The organism is Pseudomonas sp. IT-P258 (assembly GCF_949767825.1).
Taxonomy (GTDB): domain Bacteria; phylum Pseudomonadota; class Gammaproteobacteria; order Pseudomonadales; family Pseudomonadaceae; genus Aquipseudomonas; species Aquipseudomonas monachiensis.
The window spans coordinates 65,724-88,519 of the sequence record NZ_CATKPU010000043.1 but is presented as its reverse complement, the minus strand read 5'-3'; the positions used below and the strand labels follow the sequence as shown (position 1 = coordinate 88,519).

Below are 22,796 nucleotides of genomic sequence, written 5' to 3'. Positions count from 1 at the left end.
TTTTTAGCCCTGAAACACTTGCCATAGACGCCTGTGCATGCCTGACAATGAGCCCCGGTCGATCCCGCCTCAGGAACCCACATGCTCAAGACTCTCGCCGTGGCCAATTACCGCTCGATCAACAAACTGGTGATCCCGCTGGGCCGGCTGACTCTGATCACCGGCCCCAACGGCAGCGGCAAATCCAACCTGTACCGCGCGCTGCGCCTGCTGGCGGAAACCGCCCACGGCGGCGTGGTCAATGCCCTGGCCCGTGAAGGAGGCCTGGATTCGACATTTTGGGCCGGGCCGGAAAACATCTCCCGGCGCATGCGCACTGGCGAAGTCGCTATCGAGCCCACCGTGCGTCAGGGCGTCAAACGCCTTCGACTGGGGTTTGCGGGAGAGGACTTCGGCTACTCGATCAGCCTCGGCCTGCCCGATTCCAATGGCCATTTCATGCTCCCCGGGCGCAACTCGCCAATACCGTCTTATTTCAGCCTCGACCCGCAGATCAAACGCGAATGCCTGTGGGCCGGGGCGTTCTATCGCCCGGCCAGTCTGCTGGTCGATCGTGACGGCCCGATGATCCGCGCCCGCGCCGATCGCAAGTGGGATGTATTGGCGCAGCACACACCGACTTTCGACAGCCTGTTCGATCAGGTCGGCAGCCTGCGCGGATCACCGGAAGTGCTGGAAATGCGCGAGTTCATCCGCCGCTGGCGCTTCTACGATCACTTTCGCAGCGATGCCGACGCCCCGGCACGACAACCTCAACTGGGCACCCGCACGCCGGTGCTGCACCACGACGGACGCGACCTGGCGGCGGCCTTGCAGACGATCATCGAAATCGGTGATCCCGAGGCTTTACGGTCGGCGATCAGCGACGCCTTCCCCGGCGCCAGACTGAACATCGAACCACTGCCTGGCGGGCGCTTCGCCATCGAGTTCTTTCAGGAAGGTTTGTTGCGGCCGCTGTCGGCCGCCGAGCTGTCGGACGGAACGTTGCGTTACCTGCTGCTGGTCGCGGCGCTGCTGACGCCACGACCGCCGACGTTGATGGTGCTGAACGAACCGGAAACCAGCCTGCACCCGGACCTGCTGCCCGCGCTGGCACGCTTGATCATCCGCGCCTCCGAGCAGTGCCAGGTGTGGGTGGTGTCCCATGCCCGGCGCTTGATTTCAGCCTTGCAGGAAGACCCGGAGTGCAATTGCATCGTGCTGGAGAAGAATCTCGGGCAGACCGGGATTGTCGGGCAACGGATGCTGGATGAGCCGGCATGGTACTGGCCGGAGTGAGTGTGAATGTCAGACGCTGAGTTAGCGGCTATAGCGACGACGGATCCGATTGGCACTCATCGACATTTCAGATGATCTGTTGGGAGGGTCGAAGCTGAAAGAGCTATCAACAAAGGTCCCTGGCGTCGCGGGCGGAGCGGAAGGTCGAAGTGAGCCTGAGGAAGCAGGGGGGGATACAGGGGGAGCTGAAGGCGTGAACGGGCCCATATCAATGATAGTGTCTACACGCGATGCTGCCCTTTGAGGTAAGACGGAAGGCATACCGCCAGCCAGATTTCTCAACGCTGGAAGTACCGCTACATCACGTGCCGCCCACCAGGATCCCAATCGTCCAATCGCCGAGGTGCTCATCAACCCCAGAGAGGTATTGGCCAGAGGCGCAAGCAAAGTAGAGGTTGGGTTGATGGCAGCAGTAATCGTACTCCCCAGACCGACCGTAGCCCCAGCCACACCCGACACGCCGGCGACTACGGATGACACAGCACCCGCCGTATGTCGTAGGGGCAAGCGGAAAAAGGCTCCATTCGCCAGCGCGTCCACCCCGACCTGAAAGGGAATGCTTGGTCTCAGCGTGATGATCGAATTAAACAGCGTGCCGATACTGGTCAGTATTCTGGCAATGACTTCAAACCGCCCAGTCGGATCACTGAAATTCACCGGATCGCCTAAACAATACGCATACGGATTCAACCCACCCCGCCCAAACGGACTCAGGCCATCCGGGCTGTTGAAGCGCATCAGCACCGGGTTGAACGCCCGATGCCCGTTGCCCAGCAGATAATGACCGGTGGCCGGATCGAGCGCTTCGCCGCTGAATCCGAGCAAACTGCCGGGACCACTTTCGAGCCGCCGATGACCGTAGGGCGCGTAGACCTGGCGCACAACTCCGTCAGGTCCGGCCAACTGCAATACCGAACGTTGCTGATCGGTGACCAGCAACTGGCTGTTGCGCTCGACGCCGTCAAACGATTGCACTGCCAGCAGCTGCCTGTCGTGTTGAAGCACACAGTGCCCACCCTGACCTTTCAGTTGCGTCACCAGATGTTCGCCGCAGTAGAAACGGGTCAGTTTTTCCAGCTCCGACGGCTCCAGTTCGACCAACCGGTCCAGGGCATCATAGCGGTAGCGATTGAGGGGGTGAGTCAATGCGCTCATGAGGGTCAACTCCCGGCGAGGGAAGCAGTTTGCACCCGTTTGAATACGCCGGCACCTAGCAGAACTGTTAGTGCAGGGAGAAAACTGACGCCCGGGTTTGCCCAGACAAGAGAGGACAGCTACTTTCCCTTACACCGTAGGAAGGATCTTTTTTTCGAAACGCTGCTCCAAGGACGAACCACTTTTGGCCAGACTCCCGGCCAAAACCTCACAAGGACGAGAACATGGCAGACGTACAACCGCCGCAACGGCTGGATCCGCAGGACATTGTGAAACTCTTGATGGCGTTGCGCAGGGCCTTGAAGACCAAGCCGGCTTGAAGGTTACAGCAGCCCCCGGAGTTGTTTTTTGTGGCGAGGGAGCTTGCTCCCGCTGGGTTGCGGAGCATAAAACCAGCACACATAAAAAACGCCGACGCTAAATCAGCCGTCGGCGTTTGAAACCTTAAAGGGGGTTTGCTTCGCGAATCAGAACGCCGGCAATACCGCGCCGCTGTATTTCTTCTCGATGAATGCTTTTACTTCCGGGCTGGTCAGGGCCTTGGCCAGTTTCTGGATGGCGACGCTGTCCTTGTTGTCCGGACGGGCCACCAGGTAGTTCACGTAAGGCGAATCGGCACCTTCAATGATCAGCGCGTCTTTCGCCGGATTCAGGCCCGCTTCCAGTGCGTAGTTGGTGTTGATCATGTCCAGATCGACCTGATCCAGCACACGCGGCAACATGGCCGATTCGAGCTCCTTGAACTTGAAGTTGTGCGGGTTCTTGGCAATGTCTTTCGGGGTCGACACGGCGTTTTTCGGGTCTTTCAACTCTATCAGGCCAGCCTTCTGCAGCAGGATCAGGGCACGGCCGCTGTTGCTGCCTTCGTTCGGGATGGCAATGGTCGCGCCGTCTTTCAGTTCAGCCAGGGTTTTGATTTTCTTCGAGTAGCCGCCGAAGGGTTCAACGTGAACACCGATCACGGTTTCCAGGTGAGTGCCTTTGCCTTCGTTGAAGCTCTTCAGGTACGGGAGAGTCTGGAAGTAGTTAGCGTCCAGACGCTTCTGGTCGACCTGCACGTTCGGCTGAACGTAGTCGGTGAAAACCTTGATTTCCAGGTCCACGCCTTCTTTGGCCAGCGTTGGCTTGATCAGCTCAAGGATCTCGGCGTGTGGCACCGGAGTCGCGGCAACCACCAGCTTCTCGCCAGCCTGGGCCAGACCCGTGGTCAGGGCAGCCGCCAATGCGGTGAACAACAGAACCTTTTTCATGCAGTGTCCTTATCGAAAATCACAGTCGCTTGTGGCGACGGCTTGAATATGAGAGTGCCAGTGAAGTGCTATCGCTGGCGTGAAGCGGACAATACCGGGATTTTTTATTCCCGAACAATAACGTTTATTCAGCTTCATATTCCATTTTGTTCATACAGCGCGTCAAAGCGTCTGCGTCAGGCTTTCCAGCAAGCGCTTGAGTGCCGAACGCTCGCCGGCAGTGCCGTTTTTGCTTGTATAAACAATGTGTTGCTCGATTTTTTCCAGCGAAATCGAGGGCTCCGACAGGTTCAAATGCTCCGGCAAAATCTCGTCGCCCGTACTCACCAGCAGTGCAAAGTGAATGATGTTTTCCAGCTCCCGGGTATTGCCCGGCCAACTGTGGCGTTCCAGCACAAGCTGCGCCGCTTCGCTGATCAGCGGCACTGGCAAGTCGAGACGCTGGCTGTAGATCCCGAGGAAGTATTCGGCCAGCGACAGGATGTCACCCGTGCGCTCGCGCAGCGCCGGCAGTTCGAGCTGGCCTTCGCTGAGGTAGTGATAGAGCCGTTCATGGAATTTTCCGGCGGCAACCGCCTGGGCCAGATCGATGCTGGTGGCCGCCACCAGTCGCACGTCCACCGGGCTCGGTTGCCGGGCACCGACGCGGGTGACTTCGTGGTTTTCCAGCGCGGCGAGCAATTTGATCTGGATCGGCAACGGCAAATCGCCGATTTCGTCCAGGTACAGCGTGCCGCCGTTGGCCGAACCGAACCACCCGGCGCGGCTGCTCGCCGAGCCGCTGTAGCTGCCCGCCGCATAGCCAAACAACTCGGCGTCGGCGTAGGTCGGGCTGATGGCCCCGCAGTTGACCGAGACGAACAACCCGCCGCGATCACTGGCGCGGTGGATATGGCGGGCCAGCAACTCCTTGCCGGTGCCGGTTTCGCCACGGATAAGCACTGACACTGAACGCGTGGCCAGTTGCTCAAGGTCTTCACGTAATTGCCGTGACCGTGGATCGACAAACACCAGCGCCTTGGCACGGATGCTCAGGGGACTTTTTTCAGCATCGGGAAAGGTCAGCAGTGGCTGGCCGAAGGTTTCGAAGCTCATGGCAGACTCCCGCCCAAAACCGCCGGGAGACGGGGGCGTTAAATAAGGAAAGTGTTCAAGCGCGGCGCAGGGCGTGGTGTTCCATGCGGTTTTGCAGTCGATAGAGGTAGGCAAAACCCTGCTCCCAACGCTGGTGACCGGACTTCACGTTGATATGCCCCGCCCCCGCCAGAATCCCCGCCTCGGCGCCCCAGTTACGCGCCAGCTCCAGGGCTCGTGGTGCACTGACGGCGCTGTCGTTGTCGGAGCTGACAACCTGGCTGGGGAACGGCAGCAGATCCGTCGGGATCGGCGCGAAATTGCGCAAGGCCGGCGCGCAGGCCGGGCGTTCGACATCGGCCGGCGCGACGAGCAAGGCGCCGCGCACTTGACGCAAAAACTGCACGGGGGCACTCGCGGCCCAATGGGCGACGGTGATGCAGCCCAGGCTGTGGGCAATGAGAATCACCGGCGTGCTGTCGGCGGCAATCGCCTCGGCCAGCGCCGCGACCCAGTCTTCACGGCGCGGCGTCAGCCAGTCGGCCTGTTCCACCCGTGCGCTGTTCGGCAGGCTGTTCTGCCAGTGGCTTTGCCAATGATCTTCTGGCGATCCTTGCCAGCCCGGCACAATCAGGTAGCGAATTGATTCGTTGCGCATGGGGGAGCTCTCCTGCTGCGTGTCTGTTCCCGGTCGAGTATAGGGAGAGGATTTATATTCGTTAAGGAATAAGAAGCTATTTATTAAGATCTAAAATGAATATTAATTTTCATCTTGCACTACCCCTGTGGCGAGGGAGCTTGCTCCCGTTCGGGTGCGCAGCAGCCGCAAATCAGCGAATGCGATTTACCTGGAAAACCTCGATACAAGACTTTGGGGTCGCTTCGCAACCCAACGGGAGCAAGCTCCCTCGCCACAAAAGCACTGTCGCGACATAAAAAAAGGGCCGCACCCTGCCAAGGAGACGGCCCCGGAAAACGAAAATCTGTTAACGCGCAGTAATCACCGACAACTTGGTAATCCCAGCCCGTTCAATCGACGCCATGGCCCGCGCCACCTCGCCGTAATTCACCCCATCGTCCGCCTGCAACTGCACGCGCACCTCGGGGTCCTTGGCCTTCGCCGACTTGAGGTTGAACTCCAGCAAGTCCGGTTGTATCTCGTCCTTGTTGATAAACAGTTTGCCGGCACCGTCGATGCTCACCACCAAGGGGTCTTTCTGCTCCACCGGCGCCACCGCTTCGGTCTTGGGCAGGTTGATCGGTATCGCGTTGGTCAGCAGCGGCGCGGTGACGATGAACACCACCAGCAACACCAGCATCACATCCACCAACGGTGTCACGTTGATCTCGCTGAGCACCTCGTCAGTGTCTTGCGTGGAGAAGGCCATATCAGGACGCCTCCTTCACTTTCTGCGCATTGCCCTGGGCTACTGCCTTGTGCGCCGTCGGGTGGATCAGCACACGGAACGAACTCTTCTGCGCCAGGCTGTAGAAGTCGTGGGCGAAGTCATCCAGGTCCGCCGCCGTCAGTTTCAAACGACGCAAAAAATAGTTGTAAACCAGCACCGCCGGCACCGCGACGGCGATCCCGACGCCGGTGGCGACCAGTGCCGCGCCAATCGGTCCGGCGACCGTTTCAAGACTTGCCGAGCCCGCCGCGCTGATGCCTTTCAACGCTTCCATGATTCCCCACACCGTGCCGAACAAACCAATGAACGGCGAGGTGCTGCCAATGCTCGCGACCACCGCCAACCCGGTTTCCAGCGACCGACGCTCACGCACGATCTGCTGACGCAAGGCACGCTCCAGACGATCCTGATGATTGATCGCCTGACTCAAGTCCGCCGCCTGCGGCGTCTCGCCCACCTGGATGGCCGCATAACCGGCCTGTGCAACCCGGGCTGCCGCCCCTGGCCTGGTTTCGCTCAGCTCCGCCGCCGAGTCGAGGCTCGAAGCCGCCCAGAACTGTTGATGAAACTTTCGATCCTGTGACTTGAGTCGAGCGAACTGCACGCCCTTGAGCAATGCCAGACCCCATGTCGCGACGGAAAAAACCACCAGCAGCCAGATCACCGCGCTTTCGATGGATTCAAGTGGAGATGCCAGTAACGTCATGGTGTATTCCTCGTGTAAACGTTTCGCGCGAATTTGGTTTCGGTTTAATGAATCTTGAAATCGATAGGCACGCTGACCCAGCCGTCCCGGGCGACATCACCTTGCTTGGCCGGCACGAAACTCCAGCGTTTCACCGCGTTCAGCGCCGCTTCGTCGAGTGCATCGCGACCGCTGCTTTTCTGCAGCTGGATCTCGCCGGGCTTGCCGCTGGCCAGCACATGCACGCGCAACAACACCGTGCCTTCCCAGCCTTTACGCTGGGCCAGCGACGGGTATTCCGGCGCCGGGTTTTTCAAGTAACCGGCGGTGGCCGAGGCCGGTGTCACAGGTGCGGGCGCTGGAGGTGCAGGTGGCGCCGGGGCCGCGACAGGCGCTACCGGTTGTGGCGGCACAGGTGGTTGTTCAACGGCTTTTGGCGCCGGTTTCACTAACGGTTTGGCCACCGGTCTGGGCTTGGGAACCGGCTTCGGTGGAGGTGGTTTCACCGCCAGTTCGTCTTCCACGGGAGGAGGCGGCTCCACCACAGGCTGGACAGGTTGCGGTGGCGGCGGCTCGACCACCGGTGGCGCCGGACGCGAGAACTCGATGGTCATCGGCGGAATCTCCGGTGGCACGATGGGCAGCACGGTGGTCGGTTGCTGACTGACCCAATAGATCACCGCGCCATGCACCAGCAACGCCAGCACGCCCAGCACGATCGCTTCTCGTCGGCGAAGGACGTCCTTGGGCGCACGCTGCAAACGCAACTGGCCCAAGGGCACCCGGTGCGGTCGGCCGAGGTCGACCAACTCACCACCGGGTGCCTGGCGCCACAGCACTTCATGCGCGCTGGCGGCGGTCTGGACATTGCCCATTGTTTAACTCCCTGCGGTCTCTTTGCGGACTACCGGAACGTCGTACTGAACATCCCCCGACGACGTCCCGGTAGAGCAATCATTGGCTTGAACGCTTAGTTCTGAAAGTAATGCTTAAACTTATGTTTAGACCTTAAGCGAATATATAAACCATCAATCCACCGCCAGAGCCCGCCGTTCAAGGGCTCCGGCGTAGCGGGGAAAAACCGATGCCTTGCCCGCATTGAAAGTATTCATCCAAGGCATGGTTTTTCGCCGTCAGAAGTCATATCGGCCGGTCACGCCCAGCGTCCGCGGGGTCCCGAGCAGGCCTTCATAACCGCCATTGGCGGCCGTCCACAACGTCGTGTAATAGGTTTTGTCGAAGGCGTTTTTCAGCCACAGCGAAACGTCCCATTGCCCCTGGTTGAAGTCGCCGCGAAGGCCGGTGGACAGGTTGACCACCGCATAACTCGGGATCTGTCCGAAGTCGGAATCTTCCACCGTGCCCACCGCTTTGGAGCGGAACGCATAGCTGGCGGTGACGTACTCTTCGAAGCCGTTGCTCAGGTTCCATTTGTATTCGCCGTTGGCGTTGCCGATCCATTTCGAAGCACCCACCACTTGATGGCCGCTGAGGTCGCAGGACGCTGGAGCGCCCGGCGCCAGGCTGACTTCCGGTGGGCACGGCGCATCCTTGTAGGAGAGGTAGCTGACGTCGTTGTACGAGCCGTTGATGTTCAGCGTCAGGCCACGCAGCGGGATCAGGGTGCTTTCGAACTCCACGCCACGGGAGCGCACGGAACCGGCGTTGGTCAGGTATTGCACGCGATTGACGTCGTCGTAGACGTTGGTCTGGTAGCCATTGACCTGGGTCCAGAACAGGTTGGCGTTGAGTTGCAGGCGACGGTCCCACAGGGTGCTCTTGAAACCGAGCTCGGCATTGTTGGCGCGCTCGGTGCCGATCAGCAGCGAGTCGGCGCCGGCAACCGGTGCCGTGCCCACCGCCAGGTTGACCCCGCCGGATTTTTCGCCATGGGACAAGGTGGCGTAAGTGAGCAGGTCGTCGGTGAGGCGGTAACTGAGGTTCAACAAACCCGAGGGGCTGGAGCTGTACTGATTCAGATCGCCGGAATCGTATGCGCCGGCACGACCACGCCTCGCCGCGGCCGCCGCACCGGTTACCGCAACGCCACCGACCGGTGCATCGCGCGTGACATTGGCGTTTTTCTCTTCATAGGTGCCACGCAGCCCGGCGGTGAAGTCCAGGCGTTCGGTCAGGTGCCAGGTGCCCTGGGCGAACAGCGCAAAGCTGTTGGTTTCGATATGCCCGTTGCCGACGCTGTCGACATTGTTCAACGCACCGTTTGGCGTACCGCTCCAGATGTCCGCTTGCGGGCCGTAATAGGTGAAGGATTTGTTGTCCAGGTCGGAACCGAAGTAGTAGGCGCCGAGCACGTAATCGAAGAATCCACCGGTAGGCGACGCCAGGCGGAACTCCTGTGAGTACTGCTTATCCTCCACCGAAACACCAGCGTTGTAGAAGGCGGTTACGTTCAGGCCGTCATCGTTGCGCGGGGTGAAATTCCACCAGCGATAGGAGCTGATAGAGGTCAGGGTGAAGTCGCTTGGCAATGTCCAGTTGGCCTCGACCGAGGTACCGCCCTGATGCACAGTGACGTGTTGTTCGTTGTTCAGGTTGACCTTGCGGTGCGTGCCGTCAACCAGTGTCGCGCCCGCCGCGTTGGCCCGGGTCTGATACAGGTTGGTGCCATTGATGGTCGGGCCGGTGCTGTACAGCACACGTGTGCCGGCGCTGGAATCTTCCTCGTTGTAGTCGCCGATCCAGCGCAGGTTGAATGACTCGTTGGGCTTGAACAGCAACTGCCCACGGAAGCCTTCGCGGGAGCCACCGTTTAAATCGTGGCCGTCGAATTCGTTCTTGATGTCGCCATCGCTGCGGGTGCGATACGCGGAAAAACGTCCGGCCAGTTCGTCATTCAACGGGCCGGAAATCGCACCTTTGGTCTGGAAGTATCCGTCCTCGCCCACCGAAGATTCGATGCTGCGTTCAGGAGTGAAGGTCGGCGCGCGGGTGCTGATGTTGATCACCCCGGCGGTGGTGTTCTTGCCGAACAAGGTGCCCTGCGGACCGCGCAGCACTTCGAGCTGCTCGATGTCCATCAGGTCGAATACGGCCATACCGGGACGGCCCAGGTAAACGTTGTCGATGTACAGGCCGACACTGCCTTCCAGGCCATCGCTGGCCGGGTTATTGCCCAGGCCTCGGATCGACACGCTGGACTGGCGCGCATGCATGTAGGCGACGTTGACGCTAGGCACCAGCTGCTGCAGATCCTGGATGCGATAGACCCGTTGGGTTTCCAGGGTCTGGCCGCTGACCACGCTCATTGGCGTTGGTACATCCTGCGAGCTTTCTTCGCGGCGGCGAGTGGTGACCGTCACGGTTTCCAGTTGCGCGCTGTCGGCCGTGGCGGTTTTAACGGGGGTGGTTTCCGGGGTAGCGCTTTCGGCCGCATAGCCCTGGGTCCAACTGGCGCTGCCGGCCAGCAATAGCGCGAGGGGCAGGCGTTTGAGCCGTTGGGGTGAAGAGGTTGAAGCGACGTGCAACGGACTCATAAGGCAGGGTTCCCGATCAAAGTAAATTCTTTGTTGCTTGCCAGGCCGCCATCGCGAGCAAGCTCGCTCCCACAGGGGATCTCCAGTGTTCACACGGTCAGTGTGGGAGCGAGCCCGCTGGCGATAGCGTCAGCTCAGACGCCGTCGATATCCGGCCCTTTCACCGTCTGGCTGACCTGCCCGTTCACACCCACCGCCACCTCGCCCTTGAGCGTCACCCGGCGCACGATGCGGTCCTGGGTCCCGTAGTCATCCACTGCGTAATGCTGGGTGGAGCGGTTGTCCCAGATCGCCACATCACCGGCCTTCCAGCGCCAGCGCACGATGTTTTCCTGGCGGATCACATGGCTTTGCAGCAAGCCGAACAGGTGCGCCGAATCGGCCTGGGAATAGCCCTTGATGCGCTTGACGAAATGCCCCAGCAACAGGCTCTTCTCACCGCTGATCGGGTGTACGCGGACCACCGGGTGTTCGGTCTCGTAGACGGTCGAGGTGAAAATCTTGCGATAGCGCTCCAGCTTCTCGGCCGAGACATCGGGCCGGCTGCCGGCGTAGTCGTATTCATTGCTGTGCACGGCGACCAGCTTGTCGGCCAGTTCACGCAGTTCCACCGACAACCCGTCATAGGCAGTGGCGGTGTTGGCCCACAGGGTGTCGCCGCCGAAAGCCGGGGCCACCACCGAGCGCAGGATCGAAGCTTTGGGGTAGGCCTCGACAAAGGTCACGTCGGTGTGCCACGAGCTGGCTCGCTGGCCTTCGGCACCGTCCAGTTCCAGCAGAAAACGCGTGCCTTCGCGCACCGGTACGGTGGGGTGCGCCACCGGCTCGCCGAGCAGGTGGGCGAACGCCTCCTGGCGTTGATCGTCGAGCTGGGTCTGCTCGCGGAAGAAGATCACTTTGTATTGCAGCAGTGCCTGTTGAATGGCTTCAACAGTGACGGCATCCAGCTCGCCCGAAAGCTGTACGCCACGGATTTCGGCACCGATGCGACCGGCCACCGGATGGATTTCAAGCGCGTGAACAGCAGGTTGTACTGCGAAAGCGGCATTGCTCATGGGTAAACCCTCATCGGACTGCTTGCGGTTGAACCGGCCGCGAAACACTGCTCTATCTATATTCTGTTTAGATCTAATAGATATCTACATGCTTCGTTGACGGAATAAGAGGTTGCATTTAAAACCTCAGTCAACCCTCGTCGCAAATGCCTTCGAACTATTTTTAGGATGCCGGAAAAGCATATGGATCTTCGCCAGTTGCGTTACTTCATCGCCCTCGACGAACACCGCAGTTTCGTGCGCGCGGCCGAGGCCATGGGCATTACCCAGCCTGCCTTCAGCCGCAGCATCCAGGGGCTCGAACATGAGTTCGGCTGTGTTCTGGTGGACCGTGGCAACAAGGATTTGCGCCCCACCCCCGAAGGCCTGGTGGTGCTGCAACATGCCCGCAGCCTGGTGCAGGGAGCGGCCCTCTTGAACGCTGAAGTGACGCAGATGACCAAGCTCGATGCCGGTGAACTGCGCTTCGGTTGTGGCCCGGCACCGGCGGTGAAACTGGTGCCGGATGCGGTGGCGCAATTCATCAACGCGCATCCGAAAGTGCGCACCTGCTTTGAGGTGGATAACTGGGAAAAACTCAGCCGTGCGCTGAGCCGTGAGGAGATCGAATTCTTCATCGCCGACATCCGCCATTTCGAGTCCGATCCGAATTTCCAGACCCAGGCCCTGACGCCCAAGCGCGGTGTGTTTTTCTGCCGACCGGGGCATCCACTGCTGGCCAAGGAAAGCCTGTCGACCAATGACATGTTCGATTACCCACTGGCGACCACGATGATCCCGCCAGGCATTCGAAAACTGCTGGCGAACCTCAGTGGGCGGGTGGATTTTTCACCGAGCATCGAGACCGAACATTTCCCGGCGCTGGTGAAAGTGGTGCTGCAATCGAATGCGATTGGCGTGGGGACTGAAGAAGCGTTTGTTGAAGACATCGCCCAAGGTTCACTGGTGCTGCTGCACTGGCGCAACCTGCCGCAGAACATCGAGAGCATGAATGCGCGCTGCGGGATCGTCAGTCGCACAGGGTTCAGGTTGTCGCCAGCGGCGCGGGCGATGATCGAGACGTTGGTGGCGGTGGACAGGCAGCAGACGGCCGTTGCTGTTTGAAGATCAAGAGATCGCAGCCTTCGGCAGCTCCTACACTGATCAATGTAGGAGCTGCCGAAGGCTGCGATCTTTTGAGATTTAAAGCCTGGCCGCAGCCAACTCCGGCGCCACCCAATCACTCACCTTGAATGGCTTGCGAATCAGCTTCTGCTGCGAAGCCAGATCCACGGCATCCTGCAATTTGCCAAGGAACACCGGATCGAGCGTCGACGGGAACACCTCGCTCAGTTTCTGATCCTTCAAATCCTGAGAAAGAATTACCGGTGGATAACTCGCCAGCCCGGACACCAGTTGAATGTAGGCGTCCTTGTTGCTGTCCTGGGTCAGCCACTCTACGGCCTGCTGTTGGGCCTTGAGCAGTTTCGCCACCGCCTCCGGATGCGCATCGACAAACTTTCCGGTCCCTATCAATACCGCCTGCACACTGCCGGCACCGCCCAGATCCTTGGTATTGAGCGGCAACTCGGCCAGCCCCTTGGCTTGCAGCGCCGTCAGCCCGGAACCGCCCCACGAGGCATCGATCTGCTTCGCCGCCAGCGCCGCGACTGCCGCGTTGAAGTCGAGGTTGATGACTTTCACGTCCTTCTCGCTCAACCCCTGGCTGGCCAGCGCCGCATCGAAGGACAACTGGCTGGCGGTGCCACGGAAGATGGCCACCCGTTTGCCCTTGAGGTCGTGCAGGGTCTTGATCCCCGACCCCGGCACCACGCCCAGGTAATGCTTCACCCCGCGCGCCGAGGCACTGAGCAGTCGCGTATCCAGGCCATTGGACTTGCCGATGATGGCCGCCAGATCGCCGAGGTAGGCCAGGTCCACCTGACCGTTGGCGAACGCTTCGTTGATCACCGGGCCTGCGCCCTTGAAGAAGCTCCACTGAATCTTGATGCCTTGATCGGCGAAAGCCTTTTCGAAGATCTGTTGCTCACGCAGCACATCCACGACCCCGCCACCACTGTGCTGGGTCCCGGCACTCAGGTCCGGCACGGCGATGCGGATTTCCTTGAGCTCATCGGCGTTGGCCGTAAAAGCCAGCAGCCCCGCCAGGGCCGGTGCGGCGAACAGACTGATGACACGTTTGAAGGGAAGGTTCATGGGTGCGGCTCCTTGGGGCAACGGGCGTTGAGGAGCCGAAAGTAGGCCGAAGTGGAACCAACACTTAAATACTATAAATTCACATTTTTAGACCATTTAGATCTAAATCAACGCATCCGGGGCTCTTGGACAGGTATGCAGTAACGGCATCGAAAATATTCTTCGAATGCATTGGATGCAGCTGAACTGGAGGCCTTAAATGGCTTTGCTTATTTCTCAATAGCATTGATTTTGTTTTTTATAGATCGTTTTTGCATACGCCGACAACGGAGGTCATCCATGGCCCGTGTTTCTCTTCTCAGCCTGCCGCTGGCCGCGCCACCAGTGGAAAACCAGCGCCTCTGGCCCAGTCTGAATCGTCGCCTGTTGCCTTGGTTGCTGCCGATCACCCTGTTCACGCTCTGGTGGCTCGCCAGCCGCAATCACTGGATGAGCGAGCAGATCCTGCCGGCGCCGAGCCTGGTCTGGAACAGCGCGGTGGAACTGTCCCAAGGCGAGTTGTGGAGCCATTTGTGGATCAGCCTGCAACGCTTGTTCTGGGGACTGCTGGCCGGGATCAGCGCCGGTGCTGTTTTGGGTGCGGCACTGGGTTTCAGTCGTCGACTGGAGCGCCTGGTATTTCCAACCTTCGCCGGGTTGGCCCAAGTCCCGACCTTGGCCTGGATTCCGTTGTTCATGGTGTTTTTCGGCATAGGGGAAGTGCTGAAGCTGGTGGTGCTGATCAAGGCCATTGTGGTGCCGGTAACCCTGCATACGCTGGTCGGTGTACGCGATGCACAACCCAAGCTGCGCGAAGCCGCCGCCGTGTTGCGCCTGCCCAGGCACCTGTTGATCCGCCGCCTGGTGCTGCCTGCCGCGCTGCCGGCCTTCATGGCCGGTGTGCGCCTCGCGCTGGCCGCCGGCTGGACTTCACTGCTCGCTGTCGAACTGCTCGCTTCCAGTGAAGGCATCGGCTACCTGATGGTCTGGGCGCGGCAGCTGTTCATGCTCGACATCGTGTTCGTGTGCATCGTGGTGATCGGCCTGATCGGCGTGGCGATGGATCGCGGCATCGGTCTGCTGGACAGGAAACTGGTGCACTGGCCGCACCCGGCCACCGCCGAAATCCGTCGCGGGCCGCGTTATCAAGGCTGGCAGCGATTGCAGCCGTGGCTGCTGCCACTGGCGCTTCTGGCATTGTGGCAACTGACCTCGGATCAGCAATGGATTGACGCGAACATTCTGGTCACCCCGCTGGCCGTCCTGCAGACCACAAAGGACGGTTTGCTCGACGGCACACTGCTTGGCGGCATGGCCCTGAGCCTGGGCCGAACACTTGGCGGATTGCTGCTCGGTGGCGGGCTCGGTTTTGCCTTGGGGCTGTTGCTGGGGTTGTCGCGCACCAGTGACCGGGTGCTCGGCCCCACCCTCGCCGCCATCCGCCAGATCGCCATTTTCGCCTGGGTGCCGCTGCTCACCGCGTGGTTCGGTCTGGGGGAATTGGCCAAGTGGGTGTTCGTTGCCCTCGCCGCCTTTTTCCCGCTGTTCATCGCCACCCAACGCAGCGTCGCCAACCTCTCACCACAACTCAACGAAGCCGCGCAGGTGTTGCGCCTGAACCTGCGTCAGCACCTCGGTCGACTGGTGCTACCGGGTGCAGCCCCGGGGATTTTTGCAGGGCTAAGGCTGAGCCTGATCTACGCCTGGCTCGGCACCATCGGCGCCGAGTACTTCATGCCGTCCAACGGCGGCATCGGCAGCCAGATGATCGGCGCCCAGCAACTGCTGCGCATGGACCTGATCATGGCCGGCATGCTGCTGGTGGGCCTGACCGGTGCCCTGCTCAACCTCATTGGCCAACGCCTGGAAATCCGCGCCACTCGCTGGAGACACGCATGAACGCACCGATTGTCAGCTTCAATCACGTGGGTAAAACCTTCGACGTCGACGGCTTCACACTTGAGGCCATTCGCGAATTCAACCTGGACATCGCCGAGGGCGAGTTCGTCGCCATCGTCGGCTCCAGCGGTTGCGGCAAATCCACTTTGCTGCGTTTGCTGGTGGGCCTCGATACGCAGTTTCGCGGGCAGATCAGCGTCGACGGAAAAGCCGTCACCGGCATCGGCGGCGAGCGTGGCATCGTCTTTCAGGAACACCGCTTGTTCCCGTGGCTGAGCGTGGCCGACAACATCGGCCTGGGCCTGGTCAACGAGCCCTTGAGTGCTGCGCAAAAGCACAAGCGCATCCATGACTTCATCGAACTGGTGGGCCTGGGCGACTTCGCCCGCGCCTATCCGCACCAACTCTCCGGCGGCATGGCGCAGCGCGTGGCCATCGCTCGCGGCCTGGTGGCCAGCCCACGGATTCTGCTGCTGGACGAACCTTTCGGCGCCCTCGATGCGCTGACTCGCCAGCAGATGCAGGACGAACTGCTGGCGATCCGCGCCCGGGCAAAAATCACCACAGTGCTGGTCACCCACGATGTCGAGGAAGCGATTTTCCTCGCCGACCGCGTAGTGGTGATGGAGCCGCGTCCGGGGCGGATCAAGCAAGTGGTCGACATTGCCCTGCCCCATCCGCGCCAGCGCAGCAGTTTCGACTTCCACCATCTGCGCGAAGAGCTGCTTCACGAACTCACCAGCGACGATCACTACCAGCCCCCGGTGCCGGTGCAGGTCCGCGATCTGCCGCTGTCCTTCATTGCCTACTGAAAAAGGAAATTCCTGATGCCGCAACGTCCCAACTTTCTAGTGATCCTGGCCGACGACCTGGGCTTTTCCGATATCGGCGCCTTCGGTGGCGAAATCAACACACCGAACCTCGATGCATTGGCCAACAATGGCCTGCGCCTGACCGATTTCCACACCGCGCCAACCTGCTCGCCGACCCGTTCAATGCTGCTCACCGGCACCGATCACCACATCGCCGGCATCGGCACCATGGCCGAAGCATTGACCCCGGACCTGATCGGCAAACCGGGTTACGAAGGACACCTGAATGATCGTGTGGTCGCCCTGCCCGAGCTGCTGCGCGAGGCCGGTTACCAGACCTTGATGAGCGGCAAATGGCACCTGGGCCTGACCGCCGAACTTGCGCCCCACGCCCGGGGTTTCGAGCGTTCGTTTTCGCTACTGCCCGGCGCGGCCAACCATTACGGCTTCGAGCCGACCTACGATGAAACGACGCCACGGCTGCTCAAATCCACCCCGGCGCTGTACATCGAAGACGACCAATTCATCGATGAGCTGCCCAAGGATTTCTATTCCTCCGATGCCTTTGGCGACAAGCTGCTGCAATACCTCAAGGAGCGTGATCAGACTCGACCGTTCTTCGCCTACCTGCCGTTTTCCGCACCTCACTGGCCGCTGCAGGCGCCGGCCGAGGTGGTGGAAAAGTACCGCGGGCGCTATGCCGCCGGCCCTGAAGTACTGCGACTTGAGCGCTTGGAAAAGCTCAAAGAACTGGGGCTGATCGAGGCCGAAGTCGAGCCGCATCCGTTGATCCAGTTGACTGCACAGTGGGATGCCTTGAGCGACGAACAGCGGCAGATTTCGGCGCGGGCCATGGAGGTCTACGCGGCGATGGTCGAACGCATGGACTGGAACATCGGGCGCGTCGTCGATTACTTGCGCCAGCAGGGGCAACTGGACAACACCTTCATCCTGTTCATGTCCGATAACGGCGCCGAAGGGGCGTTGCTGGAGGCCTTTCCGAAATTCGGCCCGCAGTTGCTGACCTATCTCAACCAGCATTACGACAACAGCCTGGACAACATCGGCCGCGCCAACTCCTACGTCTGGTACGGGCCGAACTGGGCGCAAGTGGCGACCGCGCCGTCGCGGCTGTTCAAAGCCTTCACCACCGAAGGCGGCATTCGCGTACCGGCGCTGGTGCATTACCCGCAGCTGCCGCTCAAGGGACAGATCAGCCACGGGTTTGGCACGGTGATGGACATCACGCCAACCATTCTCGACCTCGCCGGCGTGCGCCATCCGGGCAAGCAATGGCACGGCAAACCCGTGGCAGAAGTTCGCGGCAAGTCGTGGCTTGGGTTTCTGTCGGGTGAGACGGCGCAAGTGCATGACGAGCACACCGTCACCGGGTGGGAACTGTTTGGACGACGGGCGATTCGACAAGGGCAATGGAAGGCGGTGTACATCCCGGGACCGGTAGGGCCGGCGACCTGGCAGCTGTATGACCTGGGCAGTGATCCGGGGGAGATTCACGACTTGGCGTCGAGCCAACCGCAGAAGCTTGGTGCCTTGATTGAACATTGGCAGCGGTATGTGGATGAGACTGGGGTGATCCTGAGTGAGTCGCCGTTTCAGCCAGACTAAACACTACCCCCTGTGGCGAGGGAGCTTGCTCCCGCTGGGTCGCGAAGCGGCCCCCTTATCCCGAAAACGAAGGGGGCTGCTGCGCAGCCCAACGGGAGCAAGCTCCCTCGCCACATGTACGAGTCAGACTTGAGCGGTTTGTGTCCTATCACCTACTGCCTCTTCCTTGCCCTCAAACCGGTTAGCCCGCGCAAACGTGCCGAAATCATTGAACCGCACGCCCATCTCGCGCATCACCTTGTGTCCCACCGGCACAGTCAACTGACGGATGTAGAACGGTTCCTTCACCACAAAGTGATGGATCCCGTGACTGCTGCCGAAGTTGAAGCAGAACGCCTGTAACGGCCACAGCCACCACGCGTTCAGCACCTGGCACTGCTGCATCACGTTGCCCGGTTCCACGTCACCGTAGTAGTGCATGTTCGAACTGATGAAGTGCAGGCAGAACGTGCGCAATACATTGGGGCCGATGATCACCACCGCCGCGATGTCGATCACCTGCATCACCGACAACGTGGTCGCCGACCACTCGATCGGTGCGCCCACCAGATGCGCAACGCCGTTCGCTGCGTGGAAACAGAGAAACACGTACCACGCGCCCCAATGCATCAGCGCCAGCGGTGCGTAGACCTTCAGGGTGCGCTGGACGATGCTGATCTTTTGCGCCCAGGTCCTGGCCCGCAGCATGCGGATGAACGACGACATCATGTTGTCGCCAATCATCAAGAATCGCGCGATGCCCCATGGCTCGCCGTTGGTGATGGCGCGTTCTTCCATGTCGGTTTCAGAGCCCGACACCTTGTGGTGATTGAGGTGCAGATGGCGGCGAATCCACGGATTGATAGTGCTCGGCCGCGCCAGCCACACCAACCCCATCATCAGGTTGTGCGGCACCTTCTGCTTGCGAAAATACATGCTGTGGATCAAGTCGTGTTCCAGCTCATGGGTCAACGAGGCGAAAAAAGCGTTGAGCAACAGGCACGCCCACCACGCCATGTGCCCGGTCATGTAGAACGTCGCCGAACCAACCATGCCGGCCACGGCGAAGGCCAGAATGCCCGCGCCGAGGGCGTCCTGGTGCTTGAGAATCGGGTATTGCTCGCGCAATGCGACGCCTCTGGCCAGCACCACTTGGCGAATATGTGCTGATCGTTGGGCTGCATTCAGTCGCTGGGGACTTGCAGAAATACCGTCCATGCTTCCATCCTCTGGTTATTGATGGTTGCATCCTGCCTTGCGAAGCCTCGCAACGCGGTAGCCGAGAACGCCAACCTGTTGACTGGAAGCGCCAATCAGCATGACTGAACCGACCTCCCTCGCCAGCTGGACCCGTGCCCTGCGCAAGCAACTCGATGCCCTGGGCATCGACAGCACCGCCCTGTGCCAGCAAGCGGGGCTCGACCCACAATTGATGGACGACCCGAACGCGCGCTACCCACTGTCGGGCACTACGTACCTGTGGAATCTGGCGGTGCAGGCCAGCGGCGACCCGGCGATCGGTTTGCGGGTGTCGCGTTTCGTCAGCCCGACCACTTTCCATGCGCTGGGTTATGCGCTGGTGGCCAGCGGCAGCCTGCGGGAAGTGTTCGAGCGCATCGTGCGCTATCACCAGGTGGTCAGCGACGCCCTGGAACTGGAACTGACCCGCGCCGAGGATCGCTACTGTTTCAGTCTGAAAATTCCGCTGGGCAACCCGGCCCCGGCCTTTGAAGCCATCGATGCGTTCATGGCGATTTACGTGCGCACCTGCCGCAATCGCCTGGGTCGTGATTACGCACCGTTGGCGACCTACCTGCGCCGTCCGGAGCCGGCAGACGCGCATCAATGGCATAAAGTCTTTCGCTCGCCCGTGCACTTCGGTGCCGACGAAGACCGACTGGAGTTCGCCCTCATCGACTTCGACAGCCACCTGGACGACGCCAACCCGGAGTTGGCCGAACACAACGAAACCGTGCTCAAGCGCACCCTGGCGCAACTCAAGCCGCTGACGTGGGAGCGCAAGGTCCGCGACGCCATCGAAGAACAACTGCCCGAAGGCGAACCCAGCGCCGAGCACATCGCCAAGGCCCTGCACCTGAGCCTGCGCAGCCTGCAACGGCACCTGGCCGATGAAGGCTGCCGGTTCGACACGCTGCTCAACGAAAGCCGCGAAAATCTGGCGCTGCTGCACTTGCGTGACCCGCAATGTTCGTTGAGCGAAATCAGTTATCTGCTCGGGTTTGCCGACACCAGCAGCTTCAGCCGTGCGTTCAAGCGCTGGACGGGGATGACGCCTGGGCAGTTTCGGGATGGGTTGCAGTGATTGATCCGGACAGTGAGTTGGCTGATCTGCCCCCATCGCGAGCAAGCTCGCTCCCACAGGGGGATTCGGTTAACCAAAGATCTGAAGTTCACACAAGTCCACCGTGGGAGCGGGCTTGCTCGCGAAAGCGGTGTGTCAGTTGAAATTGATATACCTGACCTGACGCCTTCGCGAGCAAGCCCGCTCCCACAATGGTTCGTGTCAGCCATCAGATCGTGGCCAGTTCCCGCAATCGGGCAGCATCAAGGATTTCAATTTCGCCGTAACTCAGCCCGATGATCCCCTGCCCCTGCAACTCCTTGAGGATCTGGTTGGTGGTCTGGCGCGACAGCGACAACATGGCGGCAAGCTGCTCCTGTGGCAGTTGCAGGACGCGGCGCGGTGGGGCGGTCTCGCCATAGCCTTCGGCGATCATCAGCAAGCGGTGCGCCAGCCGGGCCGGGGCCGGCAACAGGCTCAGTTGTTCGAGGTTGATGAAGGTCATGCGTAATTTCTGACTCATCAGCAATGCCAGTTGCCGCCAGTGCCGCGGATGCTCGTCGAGCAGCGCCAGCAAGGTGTTCTGGGGGATGTGCAGCAGCGTGCACTGGCCCACGCCGCAGGCATCGTGGGTGCGCGGCTGACCGTCGAACAGGCAGATTTCACCGAACCAGTGCGGCGGCTCCACCAGGCTCAGCAATGCTTCCTTGCCCTGCTCGCTCACGGCACCGACGCGCACCGCGCCTTCAAGCACTGCGTACAGACCACAGGGCGGATCGCCACGCTTGAACAGCCGCTGGCCCGGCGACAGGCGCCGCAGCCTGGCCGCCGACAGCAGGCTATCCTGTAGGGAAACAGGCAAATGGCTGAACCACTGACCGCTCATCAGGCGTGGACGCCAGACCTGCATATCCATGAAAACTCCTAGAGATTGTCGCCTGGCTGACAGAGCGGGAAGTAACCCCGGGGCATGATCAATCACCCCACAGGAGAACAACAATGAAAAGCCTCGTCGACCACCTCAGTCAATACGCCGCCTACCACCGTGACCCGCGCAACATCGCCTCGCACTTTATCGGCATTCCGCTGATCGTGGTGGCCGTCGCGGTGTTGCTGTCTCGGCCGGAATGGTCCATGGGCGGCGCGTGGCTGTCTCCGGCGGTGCTCGTTTCGCTGGCATCGGCATGGTTTTACCTGCGCCTGGAGTTGCGCCTGGGCGTGTTGATGACGGTATTGCTCGGGCTGTCGGTGTGGGCAGGCCATGCGCTGGCGCAGCAAAGCACGCTGGTCTGGCTGGGCAGCGGCGTGGCGATGTTCGTGATCGGCTGGACGATCCAGTTTGTCGGCCATCACTACGAAGGGCGCAAACCGGCATTTGTCGATGACGTGACCGGGTTGATTGTCGGGCCGCTGTTCGTGGTGGCTGAACTGGCCTTCATGCTGGGGATGCGGCATGAGCTCAAAGAGCAGATTGAGGCGCGGGCGGGGGGTGTTCGGGTCAATCGCAAAAATGCGGCGGCTTAGGCCGCTTTAACGGATCGCAGCCTGCGGCAGCTCCTACAGAGGAAAGCTGTACCACTGTAGGAGCTGCCGCAGGCTGCGATCTTTTGACCTTAGATGTTGGCGACCTTCTGCCAGACCTTCGGCTTGAAGAACAACGTCTCGCCTTTTGCCAAACCAACCAGGCTGTCGTGATCCTTGACCACTTCGGCTTCGATCAGATCGCTCTGCCCCTCGACCTTCAACGTCACCCGTGTCGTCGCGCCCAACGGACGGATATCGCGCACTTCAGCCGCGTGGTGATCCTCCAGCTCATGGCGCGACAGCGACACCTCGTGCGGGCGGAACAGCACGTGCTTGTCTTCGCCCAGGTGCAGACGGTTGGAGTCACCGAGGAAGTGATAGACGAAATCGCTGGCCGGGTTTTCGTAGACGTCACCCGGTGAACCGATCTGCTCGATCACACCCTTGTTCATCACCACGATACGGTCGGCGACTTCCATCGCTTCTTCCTGGTCATGGGTCACGAACACCGAAGTCAGGTTGATGTCTTCGTGCAAACGCGCCAACCAGCGGCGCAGTTCTTTACGAACCTTGGCGTCGAGAGCGCCGAAGGGCTCGTCGAGCAGCAGCACTTTCGGCTCCACCGCCAGCGCTCGGGCCAGGGCAATGCGCTGGCGCTGACCGCCGGAGAGTTGCTCCGGGTAGCGATCCGACAACCAGTCCAGTTGCACCATGTTCAGCAGTTCGTGAACCTTGGTTGCGATCTGGCTTTCGCTCGGGCGCTGGTTTTTCGGCTTCATGCGCAGGCCGAACGCGACGTTGTCGAACACCGTCATGTGGCGGAACAAGGCGTAGTGCTGGAACACGAAACCGACGTTGCGATCACGCACGTCGTGGCCGGAAACGTCTTCACCGTGGAACACGATGTTGCCCCGGTCCGGGGTTTCCAGGCCGGCGATGATCCGCAGCAGTGTGGTCTTGCCGCAACCCGACGGGCCGAGCAACGCGACGAGTTCACCGCTCTGGATGTCCAGGCTGATGTTGTCCAGCGCCTTGAACGCGTTGAAATTCTTGCTGACGTTACGCACTTCGATCGACAT

At 60.7% G+C, this 22,796-nt stretch carries 20 protein-coding genes; 7 read left to right on the top strand and 13 right to left on the bottom strand.

Features of this window, described 5'->3' with window-relative positions; all coding sequences use genetic code 11:
• Positions 1 to 81: 81 nt before the first annotated feature.
• Positions 82 to 1,278 (top strand): AAA family ATPase, encoded by a 1,197-nt coding sequence (locus ACM6G4_RS16295; protein WP_414914105.1) that lies wholly within the window; start codon positions 82 to 84, stop codon positions 1,276 to 1,278.
• A gap of 21 nt (positions 1,279 to 1,299) precedes the next feature.
• Here ACM6G4_RS16295 and ACM6G4_RS16290 read toward each other — a convergent pair whose 3' ends face one another.
• The 9 genes from ACM6G4_RS16290 to ACM6G4_RS16250 form a co-directional block, all read right to left on the bottom strand.
• Complete coding sequence (locus ACM6G4_RS16290; RefSeq protein WP_414914104.1) at positions 1,300 to 2,433, bottom strand: RHS repeat-associated core domain-containing protein; 1,134 nt, start codon at positions 2,431 to 2,433, stop codon at positions 1,300 to 1,302.
• 467 nt (positions 2,434 to 2,900) lie between these two features.
• The gene (locus tag ACM6G4_RS16285; protein WP_056726949.1) at positions 2,901 to 3,683 is read right to left on the bottom strand and encodes a MetQ/NlpA family ABC transporter substrate-binding protein; all 783 of its coding nucleotides are present in this window, start codon (positions 3,681 to 3,683) and stop codon (positions 2,901 to 2,903) included.
• Positions 3,684 to 3,845: 162 nt separating this feature from the next.
• Entirely contained in the window at positions 3,846 to 4,778 is a 933-nt protein-coding gene (locus ACM6G4_RS16280) for a sigma 54-interacting transcriptional regulator (RefSeq protein ID WP_414914103.1), read from the bottom strand.
• Between the two features lie 55 nt (positions 4,779 to 4,833).
• Positions 4,834 to 5,415 (bottom strand): alpha/beta hydrolase, encoded by a 582-nt coding sequence (locus tag ACM6G4_RS16275; protein WP_008045411.1) that lies wholly within the window; start codon positions 5,413 to 5,415, stop codon positions 4,834 to 4,836.
• Between the two features lie 328 nt (positions 5,416 to 5,743).
• On the bottom strand, positions 5,744 to 6,145 hold the full coding sequence (locus ACM6G4_RS16270) for an ExbD/TolR family protein (RefSeq protein ID WP_007972930.1): 402 nt from the start codon (positions 6,143 to 6,145) through the stop codon (positions 5,744 to 5,746).
• A gap of 1 nt (position 6,146) precedes the next feature.
• On the bottom strand, positions 6,147 to 6,872 hold the full coding sequence (locus tag ACM6G4_RS16265; RefSeq protein WP_056726952.1) for a MotA/TolQ/ExbB proton channel family protein: 726 nt from the start codon (positions 6,870 to 6,872) through the stop codon (positions 6,147 to 6,149).
• 44 nt (positions 6,873 to 6,916) lie between these two features.
• Positions 6,917 to 7,726 (bottom strand): energy transducer TonB, encoded by an 810-nt coding sequence (locus tag ACM6G4_RS16260; protein ID WP_414914102.1) that lies wholly within the window; start codon positions 7,724 to 7,726, stop codon positions 6,917 to 6,919.
• Positions 7,727 to 7,984: 258 nt separating this feature from the next.
• Positions 7,985 to 10,345, bottom strand: a complete 2,361-nt coding sequence (locus ACM6G4_RS16255) for a TonB-dependent receptor (protein WP_414914101.1) — start codon at positions 10,343 to 10,345, stop codon at positions 7,985 to 7,987.
• A 134-nt stretch (positions 10,346 to 10,479) separates the two neighbouring features.
• Positions 10,480 to 11,400, bottom strand: a complete 921-nt coding sequence (locus ACM6G4_RS16250) for a TauD/TfdA dioxygenase family protein (protein ID WP_414914100.1) — start codon at positions 11,398 to 11,400, stop codon at positions 10,480 to 10,482.
• Positions 11,401 to 11,583: 183 nt separating this feature from the next.
• Between ACM6G4_RS16250 and ACM6G4_RS16245 the strand changes: the two genes are divergently transcribed.
• The gene (locus ACM6G4_RS16245) at positions 11,584 to 12,504 is read left to right on the top strand and encodes a LysR family transcriptional regulator (RefSeq protein WP_056726956.1); all 921 of its coding nucleotides are present in this window, start codon (positions 11,584 to 11,586) and stop codon (positions 12,502 to 12,504) included.
• A 78-nt stretch (positions 12,505 to 12,582) separates the two neighbouring features.
• On the opposite strand, the gene ACM6G4_RS16240 is transcribed toward ACM6G4_RS16245, so the two are convergent.
• Positions 12,583 to 13,596 (bottom strand): ABC transporter substrate-binding protein, encoded by a 1,014-nt coding sequence (locus tag ACM6G4_RS16240; protein ID WP_414914099.1) that lies wholly within the window; start codon positions 13,594 to 13,596, stop codon positions 12,583 to 12,585.
• Between the two features lie 279 nt (positions 13,597 to 13,875).
• Between ACM6G4_RS16240 and ACM6G4_RS16235 the strand changes: the two genes are divergently transcribed.
• Genes ACM6G4_RS16235 through ACM6G4_RS16225 form a run of 3 tightly spaced genes read left to right on the top strand, consistent with a single transcriptional unit; the run spans position 13,876 to position 17,912 of the window.
• Positions 13,876 to 15,474, top strand: a complete 1,599-nt coding sequence (locus tag ACM6G4_RS16235; protein ID WP_414914098.1) for an ABC transporter permease — start codon at positions 13,876 to 13,878, stop codon at positions 15,472 to 15,474.
• Positions 15,471 to 16,286: an ABC transporter ATP-binding protein gene (locus ACM6G4_RS16230; protein WP_056726959.1), complete on the top strand. Its 816-nt coding sequence runs from the start codon at positions 15,471 to 15,473 to the stop codon at positions 16,284 to 16,286. Before ACM6G4_RS16235 ends, ACM6G4_RS16230 begins: the two co-directional genes overlap by 4 nt.
• A gap of 15 nt (positions 16,287 to 16,301) precedes the next feature.
• A complete protein-coding gene (locus ACM6G4_RS16225) occupies positions 16,302 to 17,912 on the top strand; it encodes an arylsulfatase (RefSeq protein WP_414914097.1) in 1,611 nt (536 codons plus the stop codon).
• A 123-nt stretch (positions 17,913 to 18,035) separates the two neighbouring features.
• On the opposite strand, the gene ACM6G4_RS16220 is transcribed toward ACM6G4_RS16225, so the two are convergent.
• Positions 18,036 to 19,109, bottom strand: a complete 1,074-nt coding sequence (locus tag ACM6G4_RS16220; protein ID WP_414914096.1) for a fatty acid desaturase — start codon at positions 19,107 to 19,109, stop codon at positions 18,036 to 18,038.
• A 100-nt stretch (positions 19,110 to 19,209) separates the two neighbouring features.
• On the opposite strand from ACM6G4_RS16220, the gene ACM6G4_RS16215 reads away from it, so the two are divergent.
• Positions 19,210 to 20,214: an AraC family transcriptional regulator gene (locus ACM6G4_RS16215; protein WP_414914095.1), complete on the top strand. Its 1,005-nt coding sequence runs from the start codon at positions 19,210 to 19,212 to the stop codon at positions 20,212 to 20,214.
• Between the two features lie 208 nt (positions 20,215 to 20,422).
• Here ACM6G4_RS16215 and ACM6G4_RS16210 read toward each other — a convergent pair whose 3' ends face one another.
• Positions 20,423 to 21,109, bottom strand: a complete 687-nt coding sequence (locus tag ACM6G4_RS16210) for a Crp/Fnr family transcriptional regulator (RefSeq protein WP_056726963.1) — start codon at positions 21,107 to 21,109, stop codon at positions 20,423 to 20,425.
• An 83-nt stretch (positions 21,110 to 21,192) separates the two neighbouring features.
• Here ACM6G4_RS16210 and ACM6G4_RS16205 point away from each other — a divergent pair, with 83 nt between their 5' ends.
• Positions 21,193 to 21,717, top strand: a complete 525-nt coding sequence (locus ACM6G4_RS16205; RefSeq protein ID WP_414914094.1) for a DUF962 domain-containing protein — start codon at positions 21,193 to 21,195, stop codon at positions 21,715 to 21,717.
• Between the two features lie 89 nt (positions 21,718 to 21,806).
• Here the strand turns inward: ACM6G4_RS16205 and ACM6G4_RS16200 are convergent, their stop codons facing one another.
• Positions 21,807 to 22,796 (bottom strand): sulfate/molybdate ABC transporter ATP-binding protein, encoded by a 990-nt coding sequence (locus tag ACM6G4_RS16200; protein WP_056726965.1) that lies wholly within the window; start codon positions 22,794 to 22,796, stop codon positions 21,807 to 21,809.

Excerpts from the sequence above, each read along its gene's own strand:
- ACM6G4_RS16230 (WP_056726959.1), top strand. The coding sequence starts at position 15,471 with ATGAACGCACCGATTGTCAGCTTCAATCACGTGGGTAAAACCTTCGAC.
- ACM6G4_RS16265 (WP_056726952.1), bottom strand. The coding sequence starts at position 6,872 with ATGACGTTACTGGCATCTCCACTTGAATCCATCGAAAGCGCGGTGATC.
- ACM6G4_RS16210 (WP_056726963.1), bottom strand. The coding sequence starts at position 21,109 with ATGGATATGCAGGTCTGGCGTCCACGCCTGATGAGCGGTCAGTGGTTC.
- ACM6G4_RS16200 (WP_056726965.1), bottom strand. The coding sequence starts at position 22,796 with ATGTCGATCGAAGTGCGTAACGTCAGCAAGAATTTCAACGCGTTCAAG.
- ACM6G4_RS16275 (WP_008045411.1), bottom strand. The coding sequence starts at position 5,415 with ATGCGCAACGAATCAATTCGCTACCTGATTGTGCCGGGCTGGCAAGGA.
- ACM6G4_RS16290 (WP_414914104.1), bottom strand. The coding sequence starts at position 2,433 with ATGAGCGCATTGACTCACCCCCTCAATCGCTACCGCTATGATGCCCTG.
- ACM6G4_RS16225 (WP_414914097.1), top strand. The coding sequence starts at position 16,302 with ATGCCGCAACGTCCCAACTTTCTAGTGATCCTGGCCGACGACCTGGGC.
- ACM6G4_RS16240 (WP_414914099.1), bottom strand. The coding sequence starts at position 13,596 with ATGAACCTTCCCTTCAAACGTGTCATCAGTCTGTTCGCCGCACCGGCC.
- ACM6G4_RS16245 (WP_056726956.1), top strand. The coding sequence starts at position 11,584 with ATGGATCTTCGCCAGTTGCGTTACTTCATCGCCCTCGACGAACACCGC.
- ACM6G4_RS16280 (WP_414914103.1), bottom strand. The coding sequence starts at position 4,778 with ATGAGCTTCGAAACCTTCGGCCAGCCACTGCTGACCTTTCCCGATGCT.
- ACM6G4_RS16270 (WP_007972930.1), bottom strand. The coding sequence starts at position 6,145 with ATGGCCTTCTCCACGCAAGACACTGACGAGGTGCTCAGCGAGATCAAC.
- ACM6G4_RS16295 (WP_414914105.1), top strand. The coding sequence starts at position 82 with ATGCTCAAGACTCTCGCCGTGGCCAATTACCGCTCGATCAACAAACTG.
- ACM6G4_RS16205 (WP_414914094.1), top strand. The coding sequence starts at position 21,193 with ATGAAAAGCCTCGTCGACCACCTCAGTCAATACGCCGCCTACCACCGT.
- ACM6G4_RS16220 (WP_414914096.1), bottom strand. The coding sequence starts at position 19,109 with ATGGACGGTATTTCTGCAAGTCCCCAGCGACTGAATGCAGCCCAACGA.
- ACM6G4_RS16285 (WP_056726949.1), bottom strand. The coding sequence starts at position 3,683 with ATGAAAAAGGTTCTGTTGTTCACCGCATTGGCGGCTGCCCTGACCACG.
- ACM6G4_RS16235 (WP_414914098.1), top strand. The coding sequence starts at position 13,876 with ATGGCCCGTGTTTCTCTTCTCAGCCTGCCGCTGGCCGCGCCACCAGTG.
- ACM6G4_RS16260 (WP_414914102.1), bottom strand. The coding sequence starts at position 7,726 with ATGGGCAATGTCCAGACCGCCGCCAGCGCGCATGAAGTGCTGTGGCGC.
- ACM6G4_RS16215 (WP_414914095.1), top strand. The coding sequence starts at position 19,210 with ATGACTGAACCGACCTCCCTCGCCAGCTGGACCCGTGCCCTGCGCAAG.
- ACM6G4_RS16250 (WP_414914100.1), bottom strand. The coding sequence starts at position 11,400 with ATGAGCAATGCCGCTTTCGCAGTACAACCTGCTGTTCACGCGCTTGAA.
- ACM6G4_RS16255 (WP_414914101.1), bottom strand. The coding sequence starts at position 10,345 with ATGAGTCCGTTGCACGTCGCTTCAACCTCTTCACCCCAACGGCTCAAA.